Below are 17,695 nucleotides of genomic sequence, written 5' to 3'. Positions count from 1 at the left end.
TCGCTCCGCCCGGGTGGCGGATCGTATATCCGCCAGAAGGAACGGCGGCGGATGTCGCGAGCGTCTTGACCTTGACGTGACGTCAACCTCTACCGTGGCTGTCACAGGGGCGCGAACGTCGCGCGTGTCCCGCGACCGAGACGAGAGGAGCACGCCGTGGACTGGTCGATCCAGGAGATCGCAAGGCTTGCCGGGACCACGAGCCGTACGTTGCGTCACTACGACGACATCGGGCTGCTCCCGCCGACCCGCATCGGAGGCAACGGCTACCGGTACTACGACGACCGGGCGCTCGTGCGGCTGCAGCGCATCATGCTGCTCCGCCAGCTGGGACTCGGTCTGCCGGTGATCGCGCAGGTGCTCGACCGCGAGGAGGACGCCCCGCACGCCCTTCGTGCCCACCTCGGGTGGCTGCAGGAGGAGCAGAGCCGGCTGGCGCGGCAGATCGCGTCGGTCGAACGGACTATCGGAGCATTGGAGGGAGGTGAACGACTCATGGCAGAGCAGATGTTCGACGGCTTCGACCACACGCAGTACAAGGATGAGGTCGAGGAGCGCTGGGGCACCGACGCGTACGCGAGGAGCGACGCGTGGTGGCGCTCGATGTCGGCCGACGAGAAGTCGGCCTGGCAGCAGCGAGCAGCCCGGCTCGGCAGCGACTGGATCGTGGCGTTCGAGCGGGGCATCGACCCCGCCGGCGACGAGGCACAGGCGCTCGCGCAGCGGCAGTTCGAGTGGCTGCGCGGCATCCCGGGCACGCCCGGCGGTGGCGCGGCCGGCCCGACGAAGGAGTACTTCCTCGGCCTGGCCGACATGTACGTCGCGGACGAGCGCTTCGGCGCGAACTACGGCGGCCAGGCCGGTGCCGAGTTCGTGCGGGACGCGATGACCGTCTACGCCGAGCGCAACCTGTAGCGGCTGCGCAGCACGATCGGTCCCCGTGGTGTCCCGCCACGGGGACCGATCGTCGTCAGGGGGCCGCGGTGACGGATGCCACGGAGCCGGTCGGCGTGGAGGCATCCGCGTCGACCGTGGCGGCGCCCCTCGCGCCCGCTGCGGCCGGCTGCGACATCCGGTGCGAGCGCTTGATCGCGAAGAGCGGGATCGTGTACCCGCAGAGCGGGCCGATGAGCAACGCGAAGGCCAGCGTGCCGATGCCGACGTTGCCGCCGAGCAGCCAGCCCGCGGCGAGCACGATGACCTCGATGCCGGTGCGCACGATCCAGATCTTCCAGCCGGTGACCCGGTGGAGGCCCGTCATGAGGCCGTCGCGCGGGCCAGGGCCGAAGTGGGCGCCGATGTAGAGGCCGGTCGCGATCGCGAGCACGACGATGCCGGCGGGCAGCAGCAGCGCGCGGACCCACAGGTCGAGGCCCGGCGGGATGAGCCAGAGACCGACGTCGGCGAACGGCCCGACGAGGAGGGCGTTCATCACGGTGCCGAAGCCCGGCTTCTGACGGATCGGGATCCAGAGCAGCAGCACCACGGCACTCGTCACGATGGTGATGAGGCCGAAGGTCCACCCCGTCTGCTTGGCGATGCCCTGCGTGAGCACATCCCACGGGGCGACGCCGAGCTCGCCGCGCACGATGAGCGCGATGCCGATGCCGTAGAGGAACAGGCCGGTGAAGAGCTGCACGAGGCGACGGGCGAGCACCGGGGCGGGATCGGACGGGCGAGCGAGGGGGCGGGGCATGGTGCAATCCAATTCGCAAATTGGCCTTCTCGCAAGGAGCCAATTCGCCTAGAGTGGCCTGATGGCGGATCTCACGCTCACGGCGCGCTCACTCGAGTTGCTGCTCGGCGACTGGCGCGGTGCCGGCAGTGCCTACGAGGCGCTCGCCGAGCGCATCCGCCTCCTCATCCTCGACGGGCGCATCGCCGTCGACACCAGGATTCCGGCCGAGCGCGACCTCGCCCAGCGTCTCGGACTCAGCCGCACGACGGTGACCGCCGCCTACCGGCACCTGCGGGAGCAGGGGCTGCTGCAGAGCGTGCGGGGGTCCGGCAGCGTCGCACGCCTGCCGGGCGCTCCGGCGGTGCTCCCCGCACCACTCGAGGCGGACTACCTCGACTTCTCCAAGGCCGCGCCGCCCGCTTTGCCCTGGCTGCCGGAACTCGCCCGGCAGGCGGCCGACGACCTGCCCGCGCATCTCCTCGACGCGGGCTACGACCCGATCGGGACGCCGGCCCTCCGCGCGGCGATCGCCGATCGGTACACGGCGCGGGGATTGCCCACCACGCCCGAGCAGGTCATGGTGACGATCGGCGCGCAGCACGCCATCGCCCTGCTCTCCCGCGCGATCATCGGGCGAGGCGACCGAGCCCTCATCGAGGTGCCCACGTACCCGCACGCGTACGAGGCGCTGCGGGCGGCGGGCGCCCGGCTCGTGCCAGTGCCCGCGCCGCCCTGCGGCTCGGGCGCCGACGAGCGCGAGGAGACGGCGGCACTCGTGCAGGCGATCCGGCACTCCAACCCCGCCATGGCCTACCTCATGCCCGACTTCCAGAACCCGACCGGCCGCACGCTCAGCCGCACGGCCCGGCAGCGGGTGCTCGACGCTGCCGCCAGCCAGGGCACGATCGTCGTGGCCGACGAGACCACGGCCGAGCTCTCGATCGACCGCGTGGGCGAGTTCCCGCCCATGGCCGCCGACGGGCGGGCCGTCATGATCGGTTCGGTCGGCAAAACCATCTGGGGCGGCGTGCGCGTGGGCTGGATCCGCGCCGAACGCCCGCTCCTCCGTCGGCTGCTCGCCGTGCGCTCACCGGGCGATCTCGGCACGCCCATCCTCGAGCAGCTCATCGTCGCACGCGCCCTCGCCCGCATGGACGAGATCCTCGACCTCCGCCGGGAACAGCTGCGCGCCGGACGCGACCGCCTCGAATCGCTCCTGGCGAGCGCGATCCCCGAGTGGGACGTGCCGCACGTCGACGGCGGCATCGTGACGTGGGTGGGACTCGGTGCTCCCGTGAGCTCGCAGCTCGCGCTCGCCGCACGACGCGAGGGCCTCATCGTCGCGGCCGGGCCGCGCTTCGGCATCGACGGGGCATTCGAGCGGTTCATCCGCCTGCCCATCTGCTACTCGCCCGAGCTGACGGATGCCGCGGTGCAGGCGCTGGCGCGCACGTGGCGGTCGCTCGCCAACGCGCCCGTCGCGGAGTCCGAGCCCGAGCTGCTCGCCTCCGTCGTCTGACCCCGGCGGCGCACGCCGTTCACCGGCCGGACACCGCCGCGTCGCCCGCTCGGGGCACTGTTGCGGGGAATGTCCCCCACCCGACAGGAGACCCCCGCATGAAGCGGACTTCCCTCGCGCGCTGCACCGCCGTGCTCGCGGCATCCGCCGTCGCGCTCGGCGCCTTCGGAGCGATGCCGGCCAGCGCGGCCGACGACGCGCCGGCGTTCCAGCGCACCGCAACCTACCCCGTCTTCCAGAACGTGCCGGCCGGCGTCGACCCGGCCGACGAGACCGTCGCCGAGATCTCGGCGGCCTCACCCGACGGCAGGACCGTCGTCTACACCGACGCGGCCGGCAAGCGCATCGGCTTCCTCGACGTGACCGACGCGTCGACGCCCGTGGGCCTCGGCACCGTGTCGCTCGCCGAGCTCGGGCACGCCGACGACCAGCCGACGTCGGTGTCGATCGTGGGCGACTTCGTGCTCGTCGTCATCGACGAGACCGGTGGCGAGTTCACGGCGCCCAAGGGCCGCCTCGACGTGCTGCGCCTCGCCGACCGCGAGCGGGTCGCGTCGATCGACCTCGGCGGCCAGCCCGACTCGATCGCGATCTCGCAGAACGGCAGGCTCGCGGCCATCGCGATCGAGAACCAGCGCGACGAGGAGTTCACGCCGGAAGGCTCCGATGAAGAGGGCGACCTGCCGCAGGCGCCTGCCGGCTTCATCCAGCTGATCGACGTGTCGAAGCAGGACCCGGCGTCCTGGACGGCCGAGCCGATCCTGCTCACCAACCCCGATGGCACGGCCCTCGCCTCGTTCGTCGAGGCCGGAGTGTACGGTGCCATCGACCCCGAGCCCGAGTACGTGAGCTTCAGTCCGAACGGCACCCTCGCGGTCTCGCTCCAGGAGAACAACGCGATCGCGGTCATCGACCCGAAGCGCGGCACCGTGCGCAACGTCTTCTCGACGGGCACGGTCACGGCCGGCGGGTTCGACACGAAGAAGGACAAGGTCGTCTCGGCGACCGGTTCGCTGACGGACGTCCCGCGCGAGCCCGACTCCGTCGGCTGGGTCACGCCCACCTCATCGCCACCGCCAACGAGGGCGACCTCTTCGGCGGCACCCGCGGCTGGTCGATCTTCGACGCCCGCACGGGCGACGTCGTGTGGGACGCCGGCAACACCTTCGAGCAGCTCGCCATCGCGCACGGCGTCTACAACGACGACCGTGCCGCGAAGAAGGGCCCCGAGCCCGAGGGCCTGGCGATCGCCGAGTTCGGCGGCATCCGCTACGCGTTCGTCGCGAGCGAGCGCAGCAACGTCGTCGCCGTGTACGACCTGAGCGATCCGGCGTCGCCCGAGTTCGTGCAGATGTTGTTCGCCACCGACGGACCCGAGGGCATCCTCCCGATCCCGAGTCGCGACCTGCTCGTGGTCTCGAGCGAGACCGATGACGCCGAGGCCGGCGTGCGTGCCAGTGTGAGCGTGTACGAGTTCGGTGCGGGTGCTGCGGCGCCGACCGGCATCGTGTCCGCCTCGGTCGGCGGCGAGGCCATCGGCTGGCTCGCCCTCGGCGCGCTCACCGCCGACCCCGTCGACGCCGGCGCGATCCACGCGGCGAGCGACTCGGCGCTGAAGCCGTCGACGATCTTCACCGTCGACGTCACCGGCACCCCCGCGCGGATCACCGACTCGCTCGTGGTGACCGATGCCGGCACGCCCGCGAACGTCGACGTGGAGGGCCTCTTCGCCCGGCCGCAGGGCGGCTACTGGCTCGCCGTCGAGGGCACGACCGGCGCGGGCAACCGACTGCTGCGCACGGATGCCGCGGGCGCGATCGTCGAGGCGGTGAGCCTGCCGTCCGACATCGCGGCGCACATCGGCAAGTGGGGCCTCGAGGGCGTGACCGCGGTGACGGATGCCGCGGGCGCCGAGACCGTGTACGTGGCGGTGCAGCGCCCGCTGTGGACCGACCCGGTCGCGGCATCCGGCCCCGTCGACGGCGAGGGCGTGACGCGGATCGGACGCTACGACGTGGCGACCGGTGCGTGGACCTGGTTCGGCTATCGGCTCGATTCGACCGAGGTCGACGGTGACTGGATGGGCCTCTCGGAGATCGTGGCGGTCGACGCCGACACGCTCGCCGTGATCGAGCGTGACAAGCTCAACGGGCCGGCCGCGGCCGTGAAGCGGGTCTACGCCGTCGATCTCGCCGGCGTCGAGGGCCTTTCGGGGCTCGGCACGCCCGGCGATCTGCCGGAGCTCGCGAAGTCGCTCGCGATCGACGTGCTGCCCGCGCTACGGGCCGTGAACGGCTGGACGCAGGAGAAGCTCGAGGGCCTCATCATCGCGGCCGACGGCGCCGTCTACGCGGTCACCGACAACGACGGCCTGAAGGATGCGACGGGCGAGACGGTGTTCCTCCGCCTCGGCGCGGCCTCCGAGGTGTTCGCCGGGTAGGCGACTCGACCGCGACGAGTGCCCGGTGCCGGTAGGGCGGCACCGGGCACTCGTCAGCTCAACGGCGGAACGCGACCTTCCGCGCCGCGCCGAGCGCCAGGCCCGTCAGGACCAGGATCAGTGCGAGCCGCTCCCAGAATCCCGAGTCGAGGCCCGTCGAGGCGAGGGCGGTCGCGTGCGGCGTCGCCGCCGCCGCCGCCGCCGGCATCGCCGCCGCCGTGACCGCCGAGACCGAACCCGAGCCGTTGCCGGGGGACGTTCCCGGCGTGCCCGGGTCGGTCGGGTCCGTCGGGTCTGTCGGGTCTGTCGGGTGCGTCGGGTGCGTCGGGCCGGTCGGGCCGACGATGACCGTCGAGCCGTCCGTGCGGCTGTCGCCGATCACCGAGACCGCGTTGCCGCCGACCGTGATCGGCAGGGACAGGTTCGGAATGAGCTGTGTTCCCCCGAGCAGCCCGTCCGTTCCGTCCGTCGTCGCGGAACCGCCCCCGGTTCCCCCCACGACGACCGTCTCGGCGTTCGACGACGTGCTGTCGCCGATCACCGAGATCGCGTTGCCGGCGACCGTGACCGGCAGGTCGATCGACGGCAGCACCTGCGTGCCGCCGAGGATCGAGTCCTCGCCGCTCGTGGTCGCGTCGGTGCCTCCCGAGCCGGATTCCGACTCCACGACGGTCACCGCGTCCTCGCTCGACGAGTCCCCGATGACGGAGATCGCGTTGCCCGCGACGGTCACCGGGATCGACACGTCGACGATCGCCTGGGTGCCGCCGAGGATCGAGTCGTCGCCGCTCGTCTTGGCCGAGCCGCCGTCGCCCGAGCCGCCGGTGGCGACCCAGGTCCCTGCGTCCTCGCTCGACGAGTCCCCGATGACGGAGATCGCGTTGCCCGCGAGCGTGATCGGCGCCTCGATCGAGATCCCGATCTGGGTGCCCGACAGGATGCCGTCGTCGCCGCTCGTCTCCGAGGCGTGCGCCACGCCGGCGCCGAGGAGCGTGAGCCCCACGGTGAAGAGGGTCGCGTAGAGCGCCCTCAGCAGTACTCGTTTCATGTTCCAGTCCTCCTGACTGATGGGAAGGGTCGCTCCCGGGCAGGGAGCGATGACCGTGTCCGCATGCACGCGGGTGCGTGCAGGCGGAGCGGCCCCCGTCAGTCAGGGGTGGTGTCGGTGTCGTGCACGGGCGACGACGGCAGTTCGTCGTCGATCGCGTGCAGCACCAGCGACGCGAACGCGTCGAGCTCCAGGGCGGCGAACGCCGCGTCGGAGGTTCCGGATGCCCCGCCCGCACCGGTCGGCCCGGCGGAGCCCGTACCGGACCCACCGGTGGGTGCCGCGGGTGTCGGCGGAAGGGCGCCGCGGTGCGGCGTGCCGCCGTCGGCGGGCAGGATCGTGCCGGCAGGGCCGGGTGGGAGGTCGCTCGCGAGGATCGCCATGGAATCGGGCGCACCGGGCCGGAGCGCACCCGGCGGGGCGCCGCTCCCGGTCACCGGCGCGACCGCGACCGGTTCGCCGGGACCGCCCGGTTCGCCTGGGAGGTCGGATCCGCCCGGCAGGAGCGGCAGGTCGGGAAGGTGGGGGAGCACGCCGGTGCCGTCGGTGGGCAGGTCGCCCGTCGAGCCGACGGCGGCGGCGAGCGTGCCGTCCACCGCGCCGGCCAGCGGGTCGACCAGGCTGCCCAGGGTGTCGTCGCCGAGCACGTCGCCGACGATCGGCACGCCGCCGACCACCCCGTCGAGGGTGGCGGTGAGCGGGTCGGCGATCGCGCCGACGGTCCCGCCGCCCGCCGCGTCGGCGAGGAGCCCCGTGAGGCTGTTCGCCGCGCCGGCCACCGTCGCATTCACGCCGGAGACCGTGCCGTTCGCGGCATCCGTCGCCGCCTCGACGACCGGGGGGACGACCTCGGCCACGGGCGCCGGCGCCGCGTCGACGACCGGCGCGACCGCCTCGAGGACCGGTGACGTCACCGCGCCGGCGACCTCGTCGATCGTGTCGCCGAGCGTCGAGGTGACCTGGGTCACGCCGCCGAGCAGGGAGCCCGCCGCACCGAGCAGCCCGCTCGGCTCCTGCTCCTCCGCGGAGGCGCTCGACGCGGACGAGAGGAGGCTGAGCGCGAGCCACAGCGCCGAGAACGCGACGCCGAGCAGGACGTAGCGAAGCCAGCGCGACTGTCGCGCGACGACCGCTGACGTCATCTGCTCACCCCCATGCCGTTCCGAAGCTAGTGGGAACGCGCCGTCGGAGTCCAGCAGCCGCGCCGGGCGGATTCACAGCCGCCCGTGACATCCGGGCCGCCATGCCCCTGCCAGAATCGTGGGCATGCACCTGCTTGCCGCCCTCAGCATGAAGAACCGGGCGCTCATCGCACTCGTCACGGTCGTCGTCGCCATCTTCGGCGGCATCTCGCTGACGAACCTCAAGCAGGAGCTCGCCCCGTCGATCGAGTTCCCGCAGCTCTCGATCGTCACCGCCTACCCGGGCGCCTCGCCCGACGTCGTGAACGCCGACGTCTCCACGCCGATCGAGACGGCGATCCAGGGCATCACCGGGCTCGAGACCACGTCGTCGACGAGCTCGACCGGGCTTTCCCGGGTGACGGCCAGCTTCACGTACGGCACCGACCTCGCCTTCGCCGAGCAGAAGCTGCTCTCGGCGGTGAATCGCATCGCCGCCGACCTGCCCGAGGACGTCGAACCGCAGGTGCTCGCGCTCAGCCTCGAGGACTTCCCGGTCGTCGCCGTCGCCGTGACCGGAGTCGACGACGTGAGCGCGCTCTCCGACGAGATCACCCGCACGACGCTCGGCGAGATCAACGACGTCGACGGCGTCCGCGAGGCGACGCTCATCGGCGATATCGGCGAACGCGTGACCATCACGCCAGACCCCGCCGCGCTCGCCTCACGCGGCCTCACGCAGCAGGCGATCCGCGACGCGCTGCAGCAGAACGGCGTGCTCCTGCCTGCCGGCACGATCACCGAGGGCGATGCCACGTTCGCCGTTCAGACGGGGACCCGGCTCGGCAGCGTCGACGACATCGCGGCGCTTCCGGTGATCGGCCGCGGCCCCGCGACGACCATCGGCGACGTGGCATCCGTCGCCCTCACCGACAATCCCGTGGCGAGCATCTCGCGCGTGAACGGCGAGCCGGCGCTCACGATCTCGGTCACGAAGCTGCCGGCGGCCAACACGGTCGAGGTGTCGAACGCCGTGAAGGCACTGCTGCCCGATCTCGAGTCGTCGCTCGACACCACGAATCCCGGCGCGACGTTCACGGTCGTGTTCGACCAGGCGCCGTACATCCAGCAGTCGATCGAGTCGCTCGCGACCGAGGGCATGCTCGGGCTCCTGTTCGCGGTGCTCGTCATCCTCGTCTTCCTGCTGTCGATCCGGGCGACGCTCGTCACCGCCATCTCGATCCCGACCTCGGTGCTCATCACCTTCATCGGGCTGCAGGCCGCCGACTACACGCTCAACATCCTCACCCTCGGGGCGCTGACGATCGCGATCGGCCGGGTCGTCGACGACTCGATCGTGGTCATCGAGAACATCAAACGGCACCTCGTGGAGGGCTCCGACAAGGCGTCGACGATCATCCACGCGGTGCGGGAGGTCGCGGGGGCGATCACCGCCTCGACCATCACCACGGTCGCGGTGTTCCTGCCGATCGCCCTCGTCGAGGGCGTCACGGGCGAGCTCTTCCGGCCGTTCTCGCTGACGGTCACCATCGCACTGCTCGCGTCGCTGCTCGTCTCGCTCACGATCGTGCCGGTGCTGGCGTACTGGTTCCTCAAGCCGGCGAAGATCCACAAGCACGAGGATGCCGCGGCGGCCGCCGCCTTCGTCGACGAGACGAGCCCCGCGGCCGCGTCGACCGGCGCGGCGACCGTCGACGAACTCGAGCACCCGTCGCGCCTGCAGCGCGGCTACCTTCCCATCATCGAGTGGACCCTGCGGCACGGCGTGGTCACCATCGTGATCGCCGTGCTCGTCCTCGGGGGCACCATCGCGCTCCTGCCGTTCATGAAGACGAACTTCCTCGGTTCGTCGGGCCAGAACACGTTCCAGGTCACGCAGCAACTGCCCATCGGATCGAGCCTCGAGGCCATGGACGAGGCGTCGCGACCGGTCGAGCGGGTCATCCGCGACACCGAGGGCGTCGAGACCGTGCAGACGTCGATCGGTGCGGGTGGCCGCGGTCTCGCGGCGGTGCTCGGCGGCGGGGGCGGTGCGACGGTCACCTACTCGGTGACCACCGACGAGGACGCCGACCAGGAGGAGCTCCAGGCGTCGGTGCGCGAGGAGCTCGAGTCACTCGACCTCGCCGGTGAGATCACCCTCGCGGCGTCGAGCGGGTTCGGCGCGTCGACCGACATCGAGGTCGACGTGACGGCGTCGAACGCCGAAGACCTGGAGGACGCCACGGAGGCGGTCCGCGACGGGCTCGACGAGCTCGACTCGCTCGCCCAGACGACCTCGAACCTGTCGGAATCGCGTCGGTACATCGCGGTCGAAGTGGACCGAGCGGATGCCGCCGCCGCGGGCTACTCCGAAGTCGCGCTCGGCGGCTGGGTCTCGGCCGCCATGCAGCCCCAGTCGGCCGGTTCGGTCGTCATCGACGAGAAGACCCTCACCATCTACCTCGCCGCCGAGGATCCGCCCGCGACGATCGAGGAGCTGTCGGCCCTGGACGTGCCGACTCCGGCGGGGATCGTGCGGCTCGACTCGCTCGCCACGGTGCGCGAGGTCGACGGCCCGTCGACGGTGACCACCGTGCAGGGCCTCCGCAGCGCGACGGTGTCGGCGACGCCGAACGACGAGGACCTCGGCTCGGCCACCGCGGAGGTCTCGGCGGCGATCCAGCGTGCCGACCTGCCTGCGGGGGCGACCGCCTCGATCGGCGGGGTGTCGGCCGACCAGGCCGAGTCGTTCTCGCAGCTCGGCCTCGCCCTGCTCGCGGCGATCCTCATCGTGTACATCGTCATGGTCGCGACCTTCCGGTCGCTGCTGCAGCCGCTGCTGCTGCTCGTGTCGGTGCCGTTCGCGGCGACCGGCGCGATCGCGCTGCAGGTCATCACGGGCATCCCGCTCGGCGTCGCGTCGCTCGTGGGCGTGCTCATGCTCGTCGGCATCGTCGTGACGAACGCCATCGTGCTCGTCGACCTCGTGAACCAGTACCGCGACCGGGGCATGACCGTGCGCGACGCGCTGTTGCACGGCGCGTCCCGACGTCTGCGGCCCATCCTCATGACCGCGCTCGCGACGATCTTCGCGCTGCTGCCCATGGCGCTCGGCATCACCGGGCACAGCGGCTTCATCTCGCAGCCCCTCGCGCTCGTCGTGATCGGCGGCCTCGTGTCGTCGACCGCGCTCACGCTCATCGTGCTGCCCGTGCTGTACCACCTCGTCGAGGGCGCTCGCGAGCGCCGGGCGCTGCGTCGCCGCACCGATCAGACGAATCCGAACAGCGGCGGGAACGCGAACACGATGATCGCCGACCAGCCGAGGTAGATCGGGAGGTACCCGGTCTGCCAGCGCTCGACCCGTCCGAACGGAACGCGTCGGCGCACGAAGCCGAACTGCAGTCGGGCGGCCCACGCGAGGTTGACGAGCAGGATGAGGTTGAGACCGAGCGAGGCCGTCTTGTTCGGGCTGACTCCGAACTCGCCCGTGCGCGCGATCATCGCGACGAGCACGATGAGGTCGACGACGAGTGCGGCGGCGAGCATGAGCACCTGCAGGCGATCGAACCAGCCCGGCGGTAGCGCGGGGTCCCGTGCCGAGATCGAGTAGACGAGCAGCGCGACGACGACGAGCAGCACGAGGTCGAACGCGATGAGCAGGTCGCGGCTGACGTCGACGAGGTTCCACTGCATGACGGCGGCGACGATGAGCGCGAGCATCATGAGCGTGAAGAGCGGGGTGAACACCTTCGTGAGCACCGGGGCGATGTTCTCGATCACCCGCTGTTTCGCGCCCACGAGCCACGCGCTCACGAGCACGGCGCCCGCCGCACCGCACGGCAGCACCCACTCGCCGACGAACGGCAGGACGTCGACGCCGATCGAGGCGAACACGGCGACGGTGAGCCCGCTCAGCGCCCCGCCGACGATCGCGATGAGCACGTAGTAGACGAGCCACTCGCCGCTGAAGCGCAGGAAGTCCATGCGCGCGCGGTCGCTGCGCCAGTCGCCGCGGGCGTCGACGATGCCCGTGACGAGCCAGAGCACGGCGATCGAGCCGAGCGTCGCGAGCACGGCGGTCGCGGAGTTCTGCCCGGCGACCGTGATCGTCGAGGATCCGCCGTCGAAGGGGTAGAGGTTGAGGGCGAGGGCAACGGCGGCGAACGCCGCCGCGGTGGCGAGCAGGGTCGCGAGGGGTGGCCGGCGCCGCCAGGCGAACCACGCCGCGAGGAACGGCAGCACGAGCACCGCGAGGTTCCGGACCACGAGCTCGGGGCCGGCGAGCAGCTCGGTCGCCTTCACCGCGACGCCGGCCCCGACGCCGAGCGCGAGGGCGACGGCGAGACCGCCTGTGCGTGCCAGGAACGGGATCGTGGCGCCCGTGGCATCCGTGTCTCCGTCTCCCGCCGAGCCGTCGAGCACGAGCTGCTTCCAGAGCCGGCCGGAGTGCTCGGCGGCGTACTCGCGGGACAGCTCGTCCGTGCTGCCGAGGCGCTTGACCGCGATGAGGAACGCCTCGTCGTCGGCGAGTCCCGCGCCCTTCAGCGCGTCGACTCGGTCGCGGAGGTGCGATTCGAGCTCGTCGACATCGGCGGTGCTGAGCGCGTCGCGGCGCACCATCCAGTCGCGCCAGGAGGCGATGAGCTCGTCGAGGGCGGGAGCGTGCTCGGTCGCCATCGCTCAGCCCAGCCCGACCGCGATCCGGGGCCGGCGATCGTCGGGCCCGCCTGGCCAGACCTGGTCGAGCACTCCGCCGATGACCGACCACTGCCGGCGCTGGTCGGCCAGCGTCGCCACTCCCTGCGCGCTCAACCGGTAATGCTTTCGCGGGCGACCGCCGGGCGACTGGCGCCATTCGGAGTCGACATGACCGAGCCGCTCGAGCCGGTGCAGGAGCGGATAGAGCATCCCGTCGCTCCACTCGAGTTCGCCGCCCGACAGCTCGGTGATCCGCTGCAGGATGGCGTAGCCGTACGACTCGCCCTCCGCGAGGATGCCGAGCACCACCGGGGTGGCCGCCGCCGCCACGAGGTCCTTCCCGATCCGCATGCGTGCTCCGATCGCCGCTCGCCGATACCTTGCACTCCAAGGTACCTAGAGCTGCAAGGTATCACGTGTCCGGGCACGTGGCCAGACCGAATCGGATGTCGCGAGCGTCCGATCAGCCCGCACCGGCGCGCAGTGCCGCGGCCTTCGCGAGGAGCGCCGCCCGTTCCCGTTCGTTGCCCGTGAGACGGGCGGCGGCCTCGAGTTCGCCGAGCGCCTCCGCCGTGCGTCCGACGCGAGCGAGCAGCTCTCCGCGCACCGCCGGAAGGCCCGCGTACCCGGCGAGCCTTCCACCGCGCTCCAGGTCGTCGACGAGCCGGAGCGCGCTCGCGGGCCCGGTGGCCATGGCGACGGCAACGGCTCGGTTCAGCTCGACGACCGGCGACGGCGCGAGGCGGCCGAGCGCTTCGTAGAGCACGACGATGCGTGCCCAGTCGGTCTCGGCGGCCGTCGGAGCGACGGCATGGCATTCGGCGATGGCCGCCTGCAGTCCGTAGGAGGCGCGACCCCGGCCGATCCGGTCGGCGCGAGCGAGGGCGACGCGCCCGCGCTCGATCTGTGCGCGATCCCAGCGGCTCCGGTCCTGCTCGTCGAGCGGGATCGGCGTCCCGTCCCGGCCGACCCGGGCGGCGAACCGCGACGCCTGGAACTCCAGCAACGCCACGAGCGACCACGCCTCGGGCTCGCGCGGCATGAGGTTCGCCACCATGCGTGCGAGGCGCAACGCCTCGGCCGAGACATCCGGCCGCACCCATTCCGTCCCCGCCGCGGGCAGGTACCCCTCGTTGAAGATGAGGTAGATCACGCTCAGCACCGAGCCGAGGCGCTCGGCGTAGTCCTGCGGCTCGGGCACCGCGAACGGCACCTTCGCCGCCGAGAGGGTCTTCTTCGCCCGCACGATGCGCTGCTGCACGGTCGCGACCGGCACGAGGAACGCCCGAGCGATCTCCTCGCTCGAGAGGCCGCCGACGATGCGCAGCGTGAGGGCGATCTGCGCCTCGCGTGAGAGCACCGGGTGGCAGGCCACGAAGACGAGGCGCAGCACGTCGTCGTCGATGGTGTCGGGGTCGAAGAAGTCGCCGGATGCCTCGCCGCCCCGCTGCTCGAGCTCGCGCGCCATCGCGGCGTATCGGTCGTCGAGCCGCTCGCGGCGACGCCAGCCGTCGATGGCGCGCCGCTTCGCGACGGCGGTGAGCCACGCGCCGGGGTTGTTCGGCACACCCTCGGACGGCCACTGCCGGAGCGCCTCGAGCATCGCCTCCTGGGCGAGATCCTCGGCCTGCCCGACATCGCCCGTGAAGCGCGTCAGCGTCGCCACGATGCGGGCGGACTCGATGCGCCAGACGGCGGCGAGGGCGCGCCGGGCCCGGTCGGCGTCGGCGTCATCCGCCGGCTCGACCGCGCCCGGGGCATCCGTCGGCATCACTCAGCCGGTCGTGCCAGCTGGCCGGCCTCGGCGTCTGCGCGCCACTGGGCCTCCTTCTGGATCCACTCGTTGTCCTGCGGGAAGTCCTCGAGTTCGTTGACTCGGCGTACCTCGAGTCGCGCCCCGGGGCCGAGCGGACAGCGCTTCGCCCACTCCGCGGCCTCCTCCTTGCTCGACACCTGGAGGATCCAGAAGCCGTTGAAGAGCTCCTTGGCCTCGGCGTACGGCCCATCGGTGACGACGGGCGGCGTCGAGTCGAAGTCGACCACGAACCCCTCCTGGGCGTCGGCGAGGCCTTCGCCGGCGAGGAGCACGCCGGCCTTGATGAGCGACTCGTTGTAGCGGCCCATCGCGGCGATGACCTCGTTGAAATCCATGTCCTGGTACGCCTCGATGCCCTGCTCGTCCGCCCGCATGATCAGCATGTACTTCATCGTCTTCTCCCTGGTCGGCGCGGGCCGGAATGCCCGCCTTCACTGCAACGTCGAACAGCGGTGTCGTCGGATCGACATCGCCGCGTACTTCCCTGCGAATTGATGCTCGTGGCGCTCAGGCCACGCCGGGGCCGAGCGGCGTCCCCTGGTGGAACACCAGCCGCGGACGGCCGTCGGCGATCCGCCACAGTGAGCTGCGGCGACTGCGCTCGCCGTTGGCGTCGAGCGTGTAGGTGTAGAGCGCCAGGTCCGGCGCCACCATCTCGACGTGCTCGCCCGTGACGACGGCGGACTGCAGCTCCACCGCGTAGGAGCCCGTCATGACGTCGATGAGTTCGTCGCGCCGCCAGAGTCGGCCGCTCTTGCCGATCTCGCGGAACGAGTCGTCCAGCAGCTCGCCGAGCGATTCGGAGTCGCGGCGCACCTCGGGTTCCAGCAGCCTTCGCTCGGCGCCCGCGACGAGCACCGCGATCGAGTCGTCCATGACGCCACGCTACCCGCCCGCGGCGTCGAGGCCCAGCCAGTGCAGGACAAGTCAAGACTCAGCCAGTGCAGGAGAACGGGCCCCATCCCCGCCGTGACGGGGGGATGGGGCCCATTCTCCTGCAGGAGCTGGAGGCTAGCTCGCGCGCTCGAGCACCGCCCGGGTGGATGCCTCGGGCCGCAGGTCGAGGCGGCGCAGCAGCTGCGCGTTCGCCGCGACGATGACGGTCGAGAGCGACATCAGGATGGCGCCCACCGACATCGGGAGCACGAACCCGATCGGCGCGAGGACGCCCGCCGCGAGCGGCACCGACACGAGGTTGTAGCCGGCCGCCCACCACAGGTTCTGCTTCATCTTGCGGTAGCTCGCGCGCGAGAGCTCGATGACCGAGATCACCGACCGCGGGTCGCTCGACGCGAGGATGACGCCGGCCGACGCGATCGCGACATCCGTGCCCGCGCCGATCGCGATGCCGACGTCGGCCTGCGCGAGCGCGGGAGCGTCGTTCACGCCATCGCCGACCATCGCGACACTGAGGCCCTCGTGCTGGAGCTCCTGCACCTTGGCCGCCTTGTCCTCGGGGCGCACGCCCGCGAAGACGCGGTCGATGCCGAGCTCGGCGGCGACGGTGCGGGCGACGGGCTCGGCGTCACCCGTGATCATCACCACGCGCACGCCGAGGGCGTGCAACGCGTCGACGGCCTCCTTCGACTCCGGCCGCACCTCGTCGGCCAGGGCGATCGCTCCGGCGACCTCACCGTCGACCACGACGTGCAGCACGGTGGAGCCGCGTTCGGCCCACGCCTGCGACTCGGGCAGCGCGTCGAGGCCCTCGCGGGCGAGCATGCCCGGGCCGCCGACGTGCACCGTGCGTCCGCCCACCTCGGCGCGCACGCCGACGGCGGCTGACGCCTCGAAGCCGGATGCCGCGACGGTCGCGAGCTGCCGGTGGCCGGCGTGGGCGACGATGGCCTTCGCGAGCGGGTGCTCGGAGTCGCGCTCGGCGGATGCCGCGAGGCCGAGCACCTCGTCGAGGTCGTGACCCGGCGCGGCCGCGGCATCCGTCACCGCGGGCTCGCCCCTTGTCAGGGTGCCGGTCTTGTCGAACAGCACGGCGTCGACGGTGCGCATCGTCTCGAGCGCGAGGCGGTCGGTTACGAGCACACCGCCGCGGGCTGCACGCTCGGTGGCGATCGACACGACGAGCGGGATCGCGAGGCCGAGTGCGTGGGGGCACGCGATCACGAGCACGGTGACGGTGTGGATGACGCCCTCGTCGGGGAGCCCCACGGCCCACCACACGGCCGCGGTGATCGCGGCGGCGCCGAGCGCGAACCAGAACAGCCAGCCCGCCGCGCGGTCGGCGATGCGCTGCGCCCGGGAGCTCGAGGCCTGGGCCTCGGCGACGAGCCGCTGGATGCCGGCGAGGGCGGTGTCCTCGCCGATCGCGTCGACGCGCACCCGGATCGCCGTGTCGGTGGCGACGGTTCCGGCGACCACGTGGTCACCGGAGCCGCGGCTCACGGTGCGCGACTCGCCGGTGATCATCGACTCGTCCATGGCGGCCGTGCCGTCGATCACGTCGCCGTCGGCCGGCACGCGGCCGCCGGGACGCACGATCACGACGTCGCCGACTCGGAGGTCGGAAGGCGAGACGACCTCGGTCCCCGAGCCGGTCGAAGGGCCGTCGGCGGAGCCGGGGACCACGCGCTCGGCCTCGTCGGGAAGCAGCGCGGCGAGCGCGTCGAGTGCCGACGAGGTCGCCGCGATCGAGCGCATCTCGATCCAGTGGCCGAGCAGCATGATCACGATGAGGAGCGCGAGCTCCCACCAGAAGTCGAGGTGGTGGGGCAGGATGCCGAGGGTCGCGCCGAGCGAGGCGAAGTACCCCACCGTGATGGCGAGGCCGATGAGGAGCATCATGCCGGGCTTCCGGGCCTTGAGCTCCGACCAGGCGCCCGTGAGGAACGGCTTTCCGCCCCAGACGTACAGGACCGTGCCGAGCACCGGGGAGACCCATTCGATGAGCGGGGAGTCGGGCAGCTGGTAACCCAGGATGCCGGCGAACATCGGGCTGAACACGATGGTCGGGATCGCGATGACGAGCATGATCCAGAAGAGGCGGCGGAACTGGCCGACGTGGTCGCCATGGCCGGAGTGACCGCCGTGTGCGCCGTGACCGGCCATGTCGTGACCGGCGTGCGCGTCGTGACCTGGATGCGCGCCGTGCTCCTCGTGCCCGGCCATGTCGTGACCGGCGTGCGCGTCGTGTCCGGCGTGCGCGTCGTGTCCGGCGTGCGCGTCGTGGTCCTCGTGCCCGGTGCGCCCGCCGTGGTGCTCGTGCATGTCGTCTCGGGTCATGCTCATCGATCTTCCTCCGTTGCCACCCGGTTCGCGAATACCCCCGGTAGGTATCACTACTCCTCGACAACGCGCCACTGCGGCGATCTGTTCCCACTCCGGCGCCGCAATTCCGGCGAGCCCGAGCGCACC

At 71.9% G+C, this 17,695-nt stretch carries 13 protein-coding genes; 4 read left to right on the top strand and 9 right to left on the bottom strand.

Annotated features, from left to right (window positions below; translation table 11 throughout):
• Window positions 1-156 precede the first annotated feature (156 nt).
• Window positions 157-915, top strand: a complete 759-nt coding sequence (locus tag ACVFI9_RS18160) for a MerR family transcriptional regulator (protein WP_474763575.1) — start codon at window positions 157-159, stop codon at window positions 913-915.
• A gap of 55 nt (window positions 916-970) precedes the next feature.
• On the opposite strand, the gene yczE is transcribed toward ACVFI9_RS18160, so the two are convergent.
• The gene (gene yczE, locus ACVFI9_RS18155; protein ID WP_474763574.1) at window positions 971-1,696 is read right to left on the bottom strand and encodes a membrane protein YczE; all 726 of its coding nucleotides are present in this window, start codon (window positions 1,694-1,696) and stop codon (window positions 971-973) included.
• A 61-nt stretch (window positions 1,697-1,757) separates the two neighbouring features.
• Here yczE and yczR point away from each other — a divergent pair, with 61 nt between their 5' ends.
• Window positions 1,758-3,197 (top strand): MocR-like transcription factor YczR, encoded by a 1,440-nt coding sequence (gene yczR / locus ACVFI9_RS18150; RefSeq protein WP_474763573.1) that lies wholly within the window; start codon window positions 1,758-1,760, stop codon window positions 3,195-3,197.
• A 1,144-nt stretch (window positions 3,198-4,341) separates the two neighbouring features.
• Window positions 4,342-5,637 carry an esterase-like activity of phytase family protein gene (locus ACVFI9_RS18145; protein ID WP_474763572.1) on the top strand — a complete coding sequence of 432 codons (1,296 nt, stop codon included), beginning with the start codon at window positions 4,342-4,344 and terminating at the stop codon, window positions 5,635-5,637.
• Between the two features lie 58 nt (window positions 5,638-5,695).
• On the opposite strand, the gene ACVFI9_RS18140 is transcribed toward ACVFI9_RS18145, so the two are convergent.
• On the bottom strand, window positions 5,696-6,685 hold the full coding sequence (locus tag ACVFI9_RS18140) for a chaplin family protein (RefSeq protein WP_474763571.1): 990 nt from the start codon (window positions 6,683-6,685) through the stop codon (window positions 5,696-5,698).
• A gap of 98 nt (window positions 6,686-6,783) precedes the next feature.
• On the bottom strand, window positions 6,784-7,827 hold the full coding sequence (locus tag ACVFI9_RS18135) for a hypothetical protein (RefSeq protein WP_474763570.1): 1,044 nt from the start codon (window positions 7,825-7,827) through the stop codon (window positions 6,784-6,786).
• Between the two features lie 124 nt (window positions 7,828-7,951).
• On the opposite strand from ACVFI9_RS18135, the gene ACVFI9_RS18130 reads away from it, so the two are divergent.
• Entirely contained in the window at window positions 7,952-11,140 is a 3,189-nt protein-coding gene (locus ACVFI9_RS18130; protein ID WP_474763569.1) for an efflux RND transporter permease subunit, read from the top strand.
• Here the strand turns inward: ACVFI9_RS18130 and ACVFI9_RS18125 are convergent.
• The 6 genes from ACVFI9_RS18125 to ACVFI9_RS18100 all read right to left on the bottom strand — a co-directional run bounded on the left by ACVFI9_RS18125 (window position 11,080) and on the right by ACVFI9_RS18100 (window position 17,563).
• Window positions 11,080-12,489 carry a permease prefix domain 1-containing protein gene (locus ACVFI9_RS18125; RefSeq protein WP_474763568.1) on the bottom strand — a complete coding sequence of 470 codons (1,410 nt, stop codon included), beginning with the start codon at window positions 12,487-12,489 and terminating at the stop codon, window positions 11,080-11,082. The two genes, ACVFI9_RS18130 and ACVFI9_RS18125, sit on opposite strands and share 61 nt — an antisense overlap.
• A 3-nt stretch (window positions 12,490-12,492) precedes the next feature.
• Window positions 12,493-12,861, bottom strand: coding sequence for a PadR family transcriptional regulator (locus ACVFI9_RS18120; protein WP_474763567.1), 369 nt, complete (start codon window positions 12,859-12,861; stop codon window positions 12,493-12,495).
• A gap of 112 nt (window positions 12,862-12,973) precedes the next feature.
• The gene (locus ACVFI9_RS18115) at window positions 12,974-14,281 is read right to left on the bottom strand and encodes an RNA polymerase sigma factor (RefSeq protein WP_474763566.1); all 1,308 of its coding nucleotides are present in this window, start codon (window positions 14,279-14,281) and stop codon (window positions 12,974-12,976) included.
• A complete protein-coding gene (locus tag ACVFI9_RS18110; protein WP_474763565.1) occupies window positions 14,281-14,718 on the bottom strand; it encodes a YciI family protein in 438 nt (145 codons plus the stop codon). The genes ACVFI9_RS18115 and ACVFI9_RS18110 overlap by 1 nt, the downstream gene beginning before the upstream one ends.
• Window positions 14,719-14,833: 115 nt before the next feature.
• On the bottom strand, window positions 14,834-15,202 hold the full coding sequence (locus tag ACVFI9_RS18105) for a nuclear transport factor 2 family protein (RefSeq protein WP_474763564.1): 369 nt from the start codon (window positions 15,200-15,202) through the stop codon (window positions 14,834-14,836).
• Between the two features lie 135 nt (window positions 15,203-15,337).
• Window positions 15,338-17,563 (bottom strand): heavy metal translocating P-type ATPase, encoded by a 2,226-nt coding sequence (locus ACVFI9_RS18100; protein WP_474766309.1) that lies wholly within the window; start codon window positions 17,561-17,563, stop codon window positions 15,338-15,340.
• Window positions 17,564-17,695 lie beyond the last annotated feature (132 nt).

Source organism: Agromyces sp. NSFZ (genome assembly GCF_056156205.1).
This window is presented reverse-complemented; position numbering and strand designations above follow the sequence as displayed.

Excerpts from the sequence above, each read along its gene's own strand:
- yczE (WP_474763574.1), bottom strand. The coding sequence starts at position 1,696 with ATGCCCCGCCCCCTCGCTCGCCCGTCCGATCCCGCCCCGGTGCTCGCC.
- ACVFI9_RS18105 (WP_474763564.1), bottom strand. The coding sequence starts at position 15,202 with ATGGACGACTCGATCGCGGTGCTCGTCGCGGGCGCCGAGCGAAGGCTG.
- ACVFI9_RS18135 (WP_474763570.1), bottom strand. The coding sequence starts at position 7,827 with ATGACGTCAGCGGTCGTCGCGCGACAGTCGCGCTGGCTTCGCTACGTC.
- ACVFI9_RS18130 (WP_474763569.1), top strand. The coding sequence starts at position 7,952 with ATGCACCTGCTTGCCGCCCTCAGCATGAAGAACCGGGCGCTCATCGCA.
- ACVFI9_RS18125 (WP_474763568.1), bottom strand. The coding sequence starts at position 12,489 with ATGGCGACCGAGCACGCTCCCGCCCTCGACGAGCTCATCGCCTCCTGG.
- ACVFI9_RS18120 (WP_474763567.1), bottom strand. The coding sequence starts at position 12,861 with ATGCGGATCGGGAAGGACCTCGTGGCGGCGGCGGCCACCCCGGTGGTG.
- ACVFI9_RS18110 (WP_474763565.1), bottom strand. The coding sequence starts at position 14,718 with ATGAAGTACATGCTGATCATGCGGGCGGACGAGCAGGGCATCGAGGCG.
- yczR (WP_474763573.1), top strand. The coding sequence starts at position 1,758 with ATGGCGGATCTCACGCTCACGGCGCGCTCACTCGAGTTGCTGCTCGGC.
- ACVFI9_RS18115 (WP_474763566.1), bottom strand. The coding sequence starts at position 14,281 with ATGCCGACGGATGCCCCGGGCGCGGTCGAGCCGGCGGATGACGCCGAC.
- ACVFI9_RS18100 (WP_474766309.1), bottom strand. The coding sequence starts at position 17,563 with ATGACCCGAGACGACATGCACGAGCACCACGGCGGGCGCACCGGGCAC.
- ACVFI9_RS18140 (WP_474763571.1), bottom strand. The coding sequence starts at position 6,685 with ATGAAACGAGTACTGCTGAGGGCGCTCTACGCGACCCTCTTCACCGTG.